Genomic DNA, 12,643 nt, shown 5'->3' with positions numbered 1-12,643 from the left:
GATCTTAAACTGATATGAAACCTACTGAGCGCTTATTTGTTAAAAAAATCAATTAATTTTTATTCAACCACACCCTGGGGTCCGTTTCTGTGCCGTATTCTGTTACGGTTATGGTGCTGGTATCTGTTACCAATGGTTATTTGATGAGTTTCGCCATCTTTTGTGATGGTTGCAATATCATCGCAAGTTCCATCGCCATAGTCGAGCTCAGCAAACAGCTCACCATCGATACTAAACTCAACGGTTCCTTCAACAATAAATCTACAATCACCGATTTTTGTCAATGGATTAATTATAACCTTACTAAAGGTGGTAGAGTCCGTTGTTTCATAATTGACAAACCCTGTTATCAAAATCAGATCGTCAGAAGGATCGAAAACGGTTTCGAAGCCTTCAATTAAAGACCTTGTGCGTTCGCCATGTCGAATAAGTTGAGTATCGTCAGTAAAGGTCAACACTAAGTCGCTCACACCCGAAAAAACATGTTCTGTACTATCAGTGCCTGTAAATATTCTGGTAGCCTCCCCAGCAATATTAACAGAGTCCACATAAAAATTCGTGTAGGTAACTGTACGTGTAGCGCCGTTGGTCAATGGTGGCGCAGATACTTCAATGGTAATAATTCCACTTATTATGCGACCATTCATTAGTTCTATACCATCGCCATAATCTATGGTTATGGTTTTGGGATAAACATCGCCAAGTGGATCTACCGTAACAGTTGGGCCTTCTCCATCTAAGTAACGCATTCCCCAATTATTGGTGCTTTTCAGATTGCCTCCTTCCAGACCAGCAATGGACTGTTCTGTTCCGCTGAAAAAATCTACTTCATACGCGAGTGCCTCTGTCGCATCGTCGGCAGCGGCATCATCAGTAACCATAGCCTTTTCCTCATCAGATAATAGTGTTTCGTTGGTAACTTCATCATCCGGGTTTTCGCAGCTAAAAAATACTATAACAGAAAGGCTAAAAATAAAAAAAACAATTCGTTTCATAATCTTAGGTTTTAAGTTAAAAAATCTTTCATAGCTATACCGCTTCGGAGCAATTTAACCCTACCTCAAATTGTCTTTTTTTTTAAGAATCCAACCTAATTAAAAAGTTCAAAACTTAAAAAACCCGGCTAACAGCATGCGTTACCGGGTTTAAATATAATTTCATTTTAAGTTATTAATCTGTACTCTTTTCACATTATCTTCTTCCGTACCGGCTTCAGATCTTTCACCCACTGATTCACTACATATTCATTTTGCTTAATCCACTTCTTTACACCCTGCACAGGATCTTCTGCCACCCGTATTTCGTACACCAAAGAATTGAGCTGTTTTTCAGAGAGTTGCATACGCTCGAAAAAACGCACGGCATGTGGATGGTTTTGTTCAAGATTTTTACGGCTTATAGCATAAATCTTCTCCTTTTCACCAAACAATCCTTCGGGATCTTCCAAAAAGCGCACCTCAAAACGCGCAAAAACCCAATGTGGCTCCCAGCCTGTAACTACAATCTCTTCACGACGCTTTATGGCATCCTCGAGCTGCGATACCATAACCTTCTCGGATAAGCTCTGCAAAGGCATTTCCAGCCCATTAACTTTTATAGCATTACGAGCCTTAAGCATTACACCGGCACCGGAGTCTATACCTACGATGGGTTGTTTGTAGTTCTTTAAATCATCAATACTTTTGAGCGGACTATAATCAGGGACAACAAAGCCGGTACGGGCTTCAGGATATAATATGCTAATCATATCCAAACTGTCGGCGTAGCGGTTATAATACTTTTGATGTGTTTGGGGCAACCAGGCATCTGTAAATACATCGAACTGACCATTGGCAAGCTCCGCATAGGCCGTTTCTACATCTGTAAGCTTGGTTATTACCTTGTAACCCAGTTTTTGTTCCAGCAGATACGCCGAAAGATGATTGAGCGCAACACTTTCTGACCAATCGGTATAAACCAGTTTTATGACGCGCTCCTGTTCTTCATTAACAGTTTCAAAATCGCAGGAACCCGCCAGAAGCAGGCTCATGGATACCAACAATACTATTACTAACGAATTACGTATCATAAGTTGTGAGTTTAGTCGAACAATGTTTCTAAAAATCCAAGTGTTTGTTTCCGGTCTTTAACCAAAAAAACCGGTATATTTTTCTCAGGTCCGGCAAGCTTTTCCGAGGTTGTATCGAGAATTACATCGGCCAGCTCTGACTTTATTTTTGACCCTATCAGAATCATATCAGCCTGTATGTTTAGCGCTTGATTGTACAAAATATGGGCTTCCTCGTTTTCAAGATCAAGCGACCAGGTGCAGGGTATAGATTTTTCATCAATTTTAAGTTTTTTGGCAAATTTTTGATACTCTTTATTATTGAATTTTTCCACATGTTTTTGCAAACGCTCATCATCTTCAGGTCTGCTTTGCGGAAAATATTTCAGCGGCAGTTTATGCACATGATGGCATGAAATTTCTGCTCCGGTAAGCTCATTTAACCTTAGCGCCATTTTCATACTGATGGCAGCTATTTTGCTAAAATCCATCCGAACCATGATGTGCTCAATTTTTGGCTGAGTAGTTTCACTAATAAGTAGCACAGAAGAAGGAGTAATAGTTAATATTTTGCGAACTACACCACCCCGACCCTGATAGCCAATTTTTTTGCCCATCAAAGTAAGCGTAATATTATGCTTTTGGGTGTAATGCACAATAGTTTCTGTGGTATAGCCTTCCTCGACTGTAACAATGGTTTTAACATCTTGCTGATGTTTGAATCGCTCATCTACCTTTTCCTGTAATTCTTCCTTCACAATATCCACAAGGGGAGCATCCATATCAGGGAAAGAAGAAAGTATATCTTTCGGAATGTCGTAAGAGCGCACCACGTGCATGAAGGTAATGCTTTTGGGATTGAACTTTTCAGCCATGAAGTTGCTGTAACGAATCAGGAAATGATCCATCTCCGTAAGGTCGAGTGGGACTAATATATGATCGAATTGATACATAGCTTTTATTTATTAAGTTTATAATTTATCATTCTGCTCATTACTTTTCCCAGTAGCTTTTGACTTATCGCGTTTGCGAATAAGATTAGCAATGGTATCCTGATAATTTTTTCTTTCATCAGCTCTTTTTGTCTCCATCATATTGGCATATTCTGCCTTGAGACCTTTCAGCAGACTGAATGCCAAAACAATCAGAAGGATGGCAAAAGGCAAGCCTGTGGAGATTGCTGCCGTTTGCAGGGCTCCAAGACCTCCGCCTAACAGTAAAACAGCAGCCACAGCACCCTCGGTTAATGCCCAAAAAATACGCTGCGGTACCGGAGCATCGAGTTTTCCGCCTGAAGTAAGACTGTCCACAACCAAAGATCCGGAGTCAGATGATGTTATGAAAAAACTTGTCACCAGCACAACACCCACAATGGAAGTTATCATAGATAGTGGAAACTCTTCCAACAGTACATATAACGATGTGGCTACATTTTCAGATACTGCCCCCGCAATGTCGGCCATAGCGTTAATTTCCAGATACATGGCACTTCCGCCAAAAGTTGACAGCCAGAAAAAAGTAAGCAGCGAAGGAACAATTAGTACACCCAGTACAAATTCTTTTATGGTGCGCCCCCTCGAAATACGGGCAATAAACATTCCTACGAAAGGTGACCAGCTGATCCACCAGGCCCAGTAAAATACAGTCCACCCATTTTGCCAGTCAGATTGCTGGTATGTTTCAGTCCATGTTGATAGTTCAAAGAAATTTTGAACATAAGCACCCACGTTTTGTATAAAAGAATCAAAAATAAATAACGAAGGGCCCACCAGTACCATGAATAACAAAAACAATGCTCCCAGGTACATATTAAGCTGACTGAGCCTTTTTACACCCCCACTCAAACCGGCAATTACAGAACCTGTTGCGGCAAATGTAATCAGTGTAATCAGTATCACCTGAGATGTTACAGTATCGGGTAAATCAAACAAGTGGGCCAACCCGGCGCTAACCTGCTGTACACCCATTCCAAGCGAGGTAGCCAGACCAAACAAGGTAGCCACAACAGCGAGGACATTAATTGCTTTACCCCATGGGCCATGAACTTTTTCTCCCAGCAGAGGATAAAAAACAGAGCTAATTGTCAAGGGCAACTTTTTATTAAAGGTAAAAAATGCCAGCGCCATACCTACGAGTGCATAAATCCCCCATGCATGCATTCCCCAATGAAGAAATGTGGTTTTCATTGATAAGCTGGCTGCTTCTACAGTTCCACCTTCACCTTGCGGAGGGCTCATGAAGTGGTTCATGGGTTCTCCAACACTCCAAAAAAGTATACCAATACCCATACCCGCACTGAACAACATGGAAAACCAAGCCCCAAGCGAAAATTCAGGTCTAGCACGATCGCCTCCAAGCCTGATTCTACCATACTTGCTAAAGGCAATGAAAAACACAAAAAAGAGGAAAAAATTAACCGATAGTACAAAAAACCATCCACCATAATCAGAAATATTATCCTGAATAGATGAAAAAACTTTATCCATCGGTTGTCCAACAATAAGCGTAATGGCAATAAATAAAACAATCAACACGGCCGCCGGCCAAAAAACTGGCCCATCAACATCAAAATAACGTTTGTTACTCCTCAAATGGGCCTCACTGTCGTGTGGTTTCTGCTTAGATTTCCCCATATATGATATTTAAATGATCAACATTTTTCTAAATTTTACTTTTTAAGACTAAAATATGCCTTTTCTAAATAAAAACAAAAACAAGATGTGTTTGGCCGGCATAACTTTATTAATAGTCAGCATTATGAAAAATGTTGTAAGGATAAACAAAACAATACGACTAACGTAATATGTAATAATTAAACCTAAACAAATGAAAAACTTTGCCATTACTTTAACCTTATTAATAGCTGCTCTAACAGCTAAAGCTCAAAATTACGAACAGTATGGGATAAATACAGACACCAACACACCTGAAGGCCTGAAAATCGGGGACAAGGCTCCAAATTTCAGGGCAAAAAATCAAACCGGAGAAAGCATTGACCTCAATGAAGTATTGAAAGATGAAAAAGTTGTTTTAATTTTCTACAGGGGCTATTGGTGCCCGGTATGCAGTAAATATTTAAAAAACTATAAAGATTCCTTAAAGCTCATTACCCAAAAAGGTGCAAGAGTAATTGCCGTCACACCAGAGAAACAGGAAGGTGTACAAAAAACAATTAAGAAAACCGATGCCAAATTTGAAATTTTATCAGACACCGACGGTGAAATCATGAACAAATATGGAGTGGAATTTAAAGTAACGGACAAATACGAGAAAAAAATAAAAACGTTCCTTCGGGCAGATATTGCTGAAAACAACAATCAAAAAGATGCAAAACTTCCCGTTCCGGCAACTTATGTGATAGGGAAAGACGGGATCATTGATTTCGTGCAATTTGATCCGAATTATAAAAACCGGGCAAGCATTAAATCTATTTTAGATGCGCTTTAATGGTTTACCATCCGCGTGAAGCGGTTCTGCGCGGTACCTCTCCGGTATAGCTTACAGCGCAGACACGGTGTGTGTTTGTAGATGAACTGTCCGGCCATTTTTGTTTTCGTACAGGTAATCGAAATACACACGCCGTGTCTCATTCAGGGTTTGGCGGTGACCGAGTGAACCCTGAAATATTTTCAAATATACTGACTACTAAAAACCATCTCTACATTTGGCAATTGTAAAACTGTTCATTACATTTAGGGGCATTTTGAATGAAGGTAGCGCTGTTACTGCAATCAAAAACTATAAAATGCTACCTTTTGATTAAACCTCTTAACAATGAAAGATACTTTCGACCCCAAAGCCAATTATAAAGCTACCCGGGAGGAAATTGGCTATCAACCCCGTAAAAAATCCGACCAAAAAACTTACGACCGCATTGGTTTCATGTCGGGTTTGGAAGTGCACCAGCAACTGAAAACCAAATACAAACTTTTTTGCCGTTGCCCGGCCGGCATTTATCACGATGACGATAATTACGATGCCGAATTAATTCGACACATGCGTCCAACTTTAAGCGAATTGGGGGAATATGACGGCACGGCACTGATGGAATTCAAAACACGGAAAAATATTTTTTACCGCATCAACAACGAAAATGCCTGTACCTATGAGGTTGATGACACACCGCCATTTTTAATGGACCGGGAGGCATTAGGCATTGCCCTGGAAATATCACTACTTTCGAAACTCAACGTAGTTGGTGAAGTGCACATTACCCGTAAACAATACCTCGACGGCAGCATCCCAACTGGCTTCCAACGCACAGCTATTTTAGGTGTGGAAGGTGCCATTGAATTAAAAAACAAAACCGTAAGGCTCATTCAACTAAGTATTGAAGAGGATTCGTGCCGCGAAATATCAGATGTTGGTCACAACCGGATATACAAAACAGACCGTCTTGGAATGCCATTGATCGAAACGGTAACTTACCCCGACATGGTAAACCCCGACGAGGTAAAAGAAGCATGTGACTATATTCGATTTTTAAACCGCAGCACCGGAAAAGTGCTTACTGGCCCGGGCGCGGGTCGACAAGACGTGAACGTAAGCTGTGAAGGAGGAACGCGGGTAGAGATTAAAGGAGTATCGCACACCAAATGGATTCCCGAGCTTACCCACAACGAAGCTTTCCGCCAATGGGCTCTTTTGGCCATTCGCGAGGAACTTAAATCCCGTAAGATTGATCCGGAGAAGTGGGCAATAAGTCATAAAATGCTGAATATTGACAAACTCAGTATCTCAGAAAAATTTAAAAAAGATCACCTCCAGCAAAATGAAAAACTGGTACTGGTAAAATTGCCTGATTTTCAGAGCATACTCTCCCACTTCACGCAGCCAGGAAAAATGTTTGCCGATGAACTTTCAGGCAGACTTAAGGTTGTGGCATGTCTTGAGCATCCGAACATGTTTCATACAGAGGAATTGCAACCTACATTCGATGAAAAATTCTGGGATGAGATGAAAAAAACGCTCAAAGCAGGTGAAAAAGATGCCATGCTAATTTTCCGTGGACCCGAAGATGATATTAAAACCGCCCTGGAAACCATACAGGAACGTTGCCAAATGGCTTTTGAAGGAGTTCCCAAAGAAACACGCAAGTCTTTTGAAGATGGCACAACCATTTTTGAACGGGTGCTCCCCGGTGCCGACCGCATGTATCCCGATACTGATTCGGCGCCCATTCCATTGCCCGATGACTATATTGAAAAACTACGGGAAAACTTGCCAAAGGATATTATTGACCGTTACAAGCAACTTAAAAAATGGGATATTCCAGAAGACACATTTACTTTTATTCTAAGTAAAAACCTCTTTCCACACATAGAAAGGGTTATAAAAGAACTTGATTTCGATCCCAAATTTACAGGGACTTTCTTTGGTCAGTACTTAAAATATGTAGAGGGTCACTACAAACAGGGGCGAAACTTCGATTACCACATAGTTTACGGAATGTTCAAATTTACACGCGAACGCAAACTGGAGAAAAACATATTGTATCCCATGCTGCCAATGATTTATGAACAGCCGCAAATGGAATTTGAATCCGTGCTAACAGATATTCGCTATAAACCACATGGCAAAGAAGAAATTATTGCACCGGTGGACTTTTTGCGTGAAAAATTCCGCGAAATCGGTCGAAAAACTAATCATGATGCTGAAAACAACTGGATCATGGGCGAGCTACGCCACCGTGCAATGGGAAATCTTGATTATGCCACCCTAAAAAAAGAACTCAACAGTAAAAAATAATTGACATGGATAATGATATATTTCAGGGCTATACAGGAAAAGCATTAGCCATATTACAAAAATATAACGTACGCGTTTGGGGAAAAGCCAAAATGGAAACAACGCGTGGGAACTTTGAAGGAACCGTGCTTCCACGCGCCGAACACCAGGACGATGAACACATTGTAATGAAAATTGCCACCGGATACAACATCGGTATCGACATCAAAACCATCAACACCATGAAAGAGGTTGGCTACAGTAAGGCCAACTATGCCATTCCTGAGCAAGAGTTTCCTTATTCAAAAGGGCTGCCTGGTGTAAAATTGTTTGGAACAGGTGGCACAATTGCCTCTCGGCTCGATTACCGAACAGGCGCTGTAATACCGGCATTTTCGCCCGGTGAGCTTTATGGTGCTGTGCCGGAGCTGGCCGATATTTGCAACCTTGAAACCGAAAAGGTGTTTGCGGTATTCAGCGAAAATATGGGGCCTGCCCAATACATTGCCCTGGCCAAAGCCATAGGCAAAGAAATAGAAAAGGGTATTGATGGCATTGTGATAGGTCATGGAACCGACACACTTCATCACACTGCGGCAGCCTTGACTTTTATGGTACAAAATGCACCCGTACCTATCGTGCTGGTAGGTTCGCAGCGTTCTTCGGATCGCCCAAGCTCCGATGCCGCACTGAACCTCATGCACGCCATGTACGCAGCCGGGCACGGCGACATTGCCGAGGTGATGGTTTCTATGTTTGGGCCAACTTCAGACGATTACGGATTGTTGCATAAGGGCACCCGTGTGCGAAAAATGCACTCTTCATACCGCTCCACATTCCGAACAATTGGACACACACCCCTGGCCATGGTCAGACGAACCGGAATAGAACATATCCACAAAGATTACAAACCCCGCCGTAAGGACCGTAACGTGAAAATTTTACCTTATTTCAGCGATAAGGTTACCATGCTCTACTATTACCCCGGCATGAAACCCGATACAATTGACGCACTGGTTGATGCCGGCTACAAAGGGATAATAATTGTGGGCACTGGACTTGGTCACGTGAACAAAGAATTGTATCCGGCCATAGAGCGTGCCCACGAAAAAGGGGTGCACATGTACATGACATTACAGACCATTTGGGGCTACGTACACATGTTTGTTTACGATACCGGCCGCGACATGATGGCGCGGGGCATTGTTCCCGCCGGCAATATGCTTCCGGAGGTGGCGTTCATCAAGCTGGGTTGGGCCCTTGGACAAACCGATGATCCTGAAAAAGTCAAAGAAATGATGCTTACACCAATCAACGATGAAATTACCGAGCGCGAGCCTTACAACGGATATTTGGTGTATCAGGGTGGCGTGCCCGAAGTGGAAGAATTTGTACAGAAGGTGAGAAAATAAACGTGACTTAACAAACCTGAAACCAAGATCGGATAATTTATATCCCCGCCCCATTTTCAAACATGGTAGCGGTGGCTTTACGATGATGTTCCCTCATTAAGTTATGAAACCCCCATGACATATGCTGGCTGGCGGAAACACACTACGACTTCGCGTAGCTTCGGCGGACCAAGGCACGCATATGATTATTGTGAAAAATAAATATAAACAGCTTGTTACCGGGAAAAAAAACCGCTTGCAGCAGGGCAGGCTATCCCGATTGGTCGTCAAAAAAAAGATAAGACCAACCAGCCTGAATCATATCCTTGTTTTTTAATAACTTTGCATAAAACCTGTTTACCCAATGGAAAATTCTAAGTCAATAAGATGGAAGCAGCGCTATGAAAACTTCCATGGTGCATTTATACAATTGAATGAAGCGGTTTGCTCATTTGATAAACTAAGTGAACTTGAGAAAGAAGGATTAGTTCAAAGATTTGAATATACTTTTGAATTGGCATGGAAAACAATGAAAGATTTTCTCGAAAGTAAGGGTGAATCTGTCAAGTTCCCAAGAGATGCCATCAAACTCGCATTCAAAGCAGGGATAATTAACAATGGAGAAGCTTGGCTTGAGATGCTAAATCAAAGAAACCTTATGGCGCATACTTACAACGAAAAAATTTTCAACGAGGTATTAAACAGCATTGTAAATCTCTTCTTTCCTGAAATTGAAAAATTTAAGGTATATCTTAGCAATAATTTAGAAGATTAGCGAAACGATTTAAAAAGTATTTTTATGGAAAACCCTTTTGGCATTTATGATAAAACATACAATCTAATTATGGAAGTTCTTGAAGCTACAAGTGAAGTTGAAGCGGCTTTTATTTTTGGATCACGTGCCATGGGTAACCATAAAAAGGGTTCCGACGTGGATATTGCCGTATCAGGCAGTAAAATAAATCCAAAGGTATTGATGAACTTAAAAAGCAAGCTGAATGAAGAATTACCTATACCGTATTTTGTAGATGTAGTTCATATTGAAAACACACAAAATGAGGCTTTAAAAACACATATCATGAAATTCGGGAAGAAGTTTTATACAAAGCATGTTAACTCAACTTGAATTATATCCCCGCCCCATTTTCAAACATGGTAGCGGTGGCTTTACGTTGAAGTACCCGTGAGTTTGGGGCCAAATCGCGGGTTACCCATACATTGCCTCCAATTACAGAACCTTTTCCGATGGTAATGCGGCCGAGCACCGATGCATTGGAATATATCACCACATCATCTTCCACAATGGGATGCCGGGGTATACCCTTAACAAGTGTACCGTCTTCTTCCTGGGGGAAGCTTTTTGCTCCCAACGTTACACCCTGGTATAACTTTACATTTTTACCAATAATGCTTGTTTCTCCAATCACCACACCGGTACCATGGTCAATGGCAAAACCTTCATCGATTTGCGCGCCGGGATGAATGTCGATACCCGTCTCAGAATGTGCCATTTCAGCGATGATACGGGGAATTACCGGAACCTCCAATAAACGGAGTTCATGTGCAATACGATGATTGGTCATGGCGCGTATGGCAGGATAACTAAAAATAATTTCACCGGCGTTTTTGGCAGCCGGATCGCCTTTGTAAAGTGCCTGAACATCTGTAGCAAGTAATCGCCTTATTTCGGGCAACCGCGAAATAAACTCCGCGGCCATTTGAGGTGCCCTATTTTCGCACTCTTCGCAACTCTGAGTTTTACCCTGTGTACAACTAAAGCACATTCCTTTACGGATTTGATCAGCGAGCAAACGATAAGCAGCATCTGTATTTACGCCTATGTGATACTCATAAGTTTCTGGTCTTAAGGAAGCATTGCCGAAGTAACCCGGAAAAATCACCTCGCGGAGTTTGTCAACCAAATCGCCCAAAACTTTAACCGATGGCATGGTACGCCCGTGCTTTGGCATATAAACCAACTCATAAGATGATTCAGATGATAGTGCTTCTATGGTTTCCTGCACCAATTTTCTATTTTGATTTCTATAAAATTCAGGCATATTGCTCAATTAATTTTTCAAGGTTCTGTTTTTCCTGTATTCGCTCCAGTGATATGGCCTTAGACTTCTCATCAGCCGAATTCAATAGTTCAAGAGCCAACTTAAAATATGCTGATACATAATCAGCACGATTTTCTGCTGCCAGGTTACCCATTTCTTTTAATATTTTGGCGAGTTTTTCCAGATTAGCGGCATTAAAAGTGTCATTTTCCAGAAATACTTGCCGTTCATCAGTAGAAAATTTCAAAAGTTTATCTAAATCAAGGTCAACCTGGGTTTTTAGCTGTTGATTTACCTGGCTAAAAACGCTTTGTGGTTCATTTTTAGTTTTCAGGCCCATCAAATCGCTCAAAATTTTGGCCAATGCTTTACCCATCTGATCAATTTGATCTTTCAAATAATCTCTTTGTTCCATTTTATAAGCTTTTAATTATAACCACAAGCGAATAAAACAATTAATCAGCAGCATACAAAGGTGAACTCAAATATCGCTCCCCGGTATCACATACGATAAAAACAATATTTTTAGCCTGGTTTTCAGGCCTACGTGCTATTTCAACAGCAGCATGGTAAATAGCTCCCGAAGATATTCCGGCAAAAATTCCGTAATCCCTTACCAATTTTGTGGCTCCCTCAAAAGCCGCATCGTCTGTAACTTTAAAAACCTCATCAATCACTTCACGGTTCAAAACCTCGGGCACAAAACCGGCCCCGATACCCTGAATTCCGTGTTTCCCGGGCTCCCCGCCCGACAGAACAGGTGATCCTTCGGGTTCTACTGCGATAATTTGCACATCGGGATTTTGCTTCTTGAGGAACTCTCCCACACCACTCACAGTGCCGCCGGTACCTACTCCGGCCACAAATACATCAACCTTTTGGTCTGTATCCTCCCAGATTTCCGGACCAGTGGTTTCGCGGTGCATTTGGGCATTCGCTTCATTTTTAAATTGATAAGGAATATAGCTTTTTTCGTGCTGTTTCTGTAATTCTAAAGCTTTGTCGATGGAGCCACGCATACCCTCATCCGGCGAAGTTAGCACCACCTCAGCTCCATAGGCTTTGATCAGGTTGCGGCGCTCAATGGTTACGCTTTCGGGCATGGTTACAATGAGCCTGTAGTTGCGTGCCGCACACACCATGGCCAGGCCAATACCAGTATTACCACTGGTAGGCTCTATGATTACGGTACCCGGCTCAATCAACCCGTTTTCCTCACCGTGCCTGATCATGGCCCAGGCCAACCGATCTTTGACCGAGCCACCGGGATTCATCGATTCCATTTTGGCCAACATCAAACCTTCATGGCTCTCTGGTGATTTAACCTGCAAAAGCGGTGTTTTACCAATTAATCCGGTAATATCTTTTGAAATTTTCATAGTCTTTACTTTATAAAGGAAACAGCCAAAAGAAATAAT

General features: G+C 41.8%; 12 protein-coding genes. 5 read left to right on the top strand and 7 right to left on the bottom strand.

Features of this window, described 5'->3' with window-relative positions:
- Positions 1-59 precede the first annotated feature (59 nt).
- From ACTB0Y_RS16495 to ACTB0Y_RS16480, 4 genes are all read right to left on the bottom strand, one after another.
- Positions 60-995 carry a hypothetical protein gene (locus tag ACTB0Y_RS16495; RefSeq protein WP_463207939.1) on the bottom strand — a complete coding sequence of 312 codons (936 nt, stop codon included), beginning with the start codon at positions 993-995 and terminating at the stop codon, positions 60-62.
- 191 nt (positions 996-1,186) lie between these two features.
- Positions 1,187-2,068: a glycine betaine ABC transporter substrate-binding protein gene (locus tag ACTB0Y_RS16490; protein WP_463207938.1), complete on the bottom strand. Its 882-nt coding sequence runs from the start codon at positions 2,066-2,068 to the stop codon at positions 1,187-1,189.
- Positions 2,069-2,079: 11 nt separating this feature from the next.
- Entirely contained in the window at positions 2,080-3,000 is a 921-nt protein-coding gene (locus ACTB0Y_RS16485; protein ID WP_463207937.1) for a universal stress protein, read from the bottom strand.
- An 18-nt stretch (positions 3,001-3,018) separates the two neighbouring features.
- The gene (locus ACTB0Y_RS16480; RefSeq protein WP_463207936.1) at positions 3,019-4,680 is read right to left on the bottom strand and encodes a BCCT family transporter; all 1,662 of its coding nucleotides are present in this window, start codon (positions 4,678-4,680) and stop codon (positions 3,019-3,021) included.
- Positions 4,681-4,873: 193 nt separating this feature from the next.
- On the opposite strand from ACTB0Y_RS16480, the gene ACTB0Y_RS16475 reads away from it, so the two are divergent.
- The 5 genes from ACTB0Y_RS16475 (at position 4,874) to ACTB0Y_RS16455 (ending at position 10,291) form a co-directional block, all read left to right on the top strand.
- On the top strand, positions 4,874-5,494 hold the full coding sequence (locus ACTB0Y_RS16475) for a peroxiredoxin-like family protein (protein WP_463207935.1): 621 nt from the start codon (positions 4,874-4,876) through the stop codon (positions 5,492-5,494).
- A gap of 327 nt (positions 5,495-5,821) precedes the next feature.
- Positions 5,822-7,795 (top strand): Glu-tRNA(Gln) amidotransferase subunit GatE, encoded by a 1,974-nt coding sequence (gene gatE, locus ACTB0Y_RS16470; RefSeq protein ID WP_463207934.1) that lies wholly within the window; start codon positions 5,822-5,824, stop codon positions 7,793-7,795.
- Between the two features lie 5 nt (positions 7,796-7,800).
- Complete coding sequence (gatD, locus tag ACTB0Y_RS16465) at positions 7,801-9,186, top strand: Glu-tRNA(Gln) amidotransferase subunit GatD (RefSeq protein WP_463207933.1); 1,386 nt, start codon at positions 7,801-7,803, stop codon at positions 9,184-9,186.
- A gap of 343 nt (positions 9,187-9,529) precedes the next feature.
- Complete coding sequence (locus tag ACTB0Y_RS16460) at positions 9,530-9,940, top strand: nucleotidyltransferase substrate binding protein (RefSeq protein ID WP_463207932.1); 411 nt, start codon at positions 9,530-9,532, stop codon at positions 9,938-9,940.
- A gap of 24 nt (positions 9,941-9,964) precedes the next feature.
- Positions 9,965-10,291 (top strand): nucleotidyltransferase domain-containing protein, encoded by a 327-nt coding sequence (locus ACTB0Y_RS16455; protein ID WP_463207931.1) that lies wholly within the window; start codon positions 9,965-9,967, stop codon positions 10,289-10,291.
- A gap of 1 nt (position 10,292) precedes the next feature.
- Here the strand turns inward: ACTB0Y_RS16455 and epsC are convergent, their stop codons facing one another.
- Genes epsC through cysK form a run of 3 tightly spaced genes read right to left on the bottom strand, consistent with a single transcriptional unit; the run spans position 10,293 to position 12,604 of the window.
- The gene (gene epsC / locus ACTB0Y_RS16450; RefSeq protein ID WP_463207930.1) at positions 10,293-11,225 is read right to left on the bottom strand and encodes a serine O-acetyltransferase EpsC; all 933 of its coding nucleotides are present in this window, start codon (positions 11,223-11,225) and stop codon (positions 10,293-10,295) included.
- Positions 11,218-11,640: a hypothetical protein gene (locus tag ACTB0Y_RS16445; RefSeq protein ID WP_463207929.1), complete on the bottom strand. Its 423-nt coding sequence runs from the start codon at positions 11,638-11,640 to the stop codon at positions 11,218-11,220. The genes epsC and ACTB0Y_RS16445 overlap by 8 nt, the downstream gene beginning before the upstream one ends.
- Positions 11,641-11,680: 40 nt before the next feature.
- Positions 11,681-12,604: a cysteine synthase A gene (gene cysK, locus ACTB0Y_RS16440; protein ID WP_463207928.1), complete on the bottom strand. Its 924-nt coding sequence runs from the start codon at positions 12,602-12,604 to the stop codon at positions 11,681-11,683.
- Positions 12,605-12,643: the final 39 nt, after the last annotated feature.

It is taken from the genome of Salinivirga sp., from assembly GCF_055145285.1.
This window is presented reverse-complemented; position numbering and strand designations above follow the sequence as displayed.

Bases quoted from the DNA above. Each gene is read 5' to 3' on its own strand.
- ACTB0Y_RS16495 (WP_463207939.1), bottom strand. From the start codon at position 995: ATGAAACGAATTGTTTTTTTTATTTTTAGCCTTTCTGTTATAGTATTT.
- ACTB0Y_RS16490 (WP_463207938.1), bottom strand. From the start codon at position 2,068: ATGATACGTAATTCGTTAGTAATAGTATTGTTGGTATCCATGAGCCTG.
- ACTB0Y_RS16485 (WP_463207937.1), bottom strand. From the start codon at position 3,000: ATGTATCAATTCGATCATATATTAGTCCCACTCGACCTTACGGAGATG.
- ACTB0Y_RS16480 (WP_463207936.1), bottom strand. From the start codon at position 4,680: ATGGGGAAATCTAAGCAGAAACCACACGACAGTGAGGCCCATTTGAGG.
- ACTB0Y_RS16475 (WP_463207935.1), top strand. From the start codon at position 4,874: ATGAAAAACTTTGCCATTACTTTAACCTTATTAATAGCTGCTCTAACA.
- gatE (WP_463207934.1), top strand. From the start codon at position 5,822: ATGAAAGATACTTTCGACCCCAAAGCCAATTATAAAGCTACCCGGGAG.
- gatD (WP_463207933.1), top strand. From the start codon at position 7,801: ATGGATAATGATATATTTCAGGGCTATACAGGAAAAGCATTAGCCATA.
- ACTB0Y_RS16460 (WP_463207932.1), top strand. From the start codon at position 9,530: ATGGAAAATTCTAAGTCAATAAGATGGAAGCAGCGCTATGAAAACTTC.
- ACTB0Y_RS16455 (WP_463207931.1), top strand. From the start codon at position 9,965: ATGGAAAACCCTTTTGGCATTTATGATAAAACATACAATCTAATTATG.
- epsC (WP_463207930.1), bottom strand. From the start codon at position 11,225: ATGCCTGAATTTTATAGAAATCAAAATAGAAAATTGGTGCAGGAAACC.
- ACTB0Y_RS16445 (WP_463207929.1), bottom strand. From the start codon at position 11,640: ATGGAACAAAGAGATTATTTGAAAGATCAAATTGATCAGATGGGTAAA.
- cysK (WP_463207928.1), bottom strand. From the start codon at position 12,604: ATGAAAATTTCAAAAGATATTACCGGATTAATTGGTAAAACACCGCTT.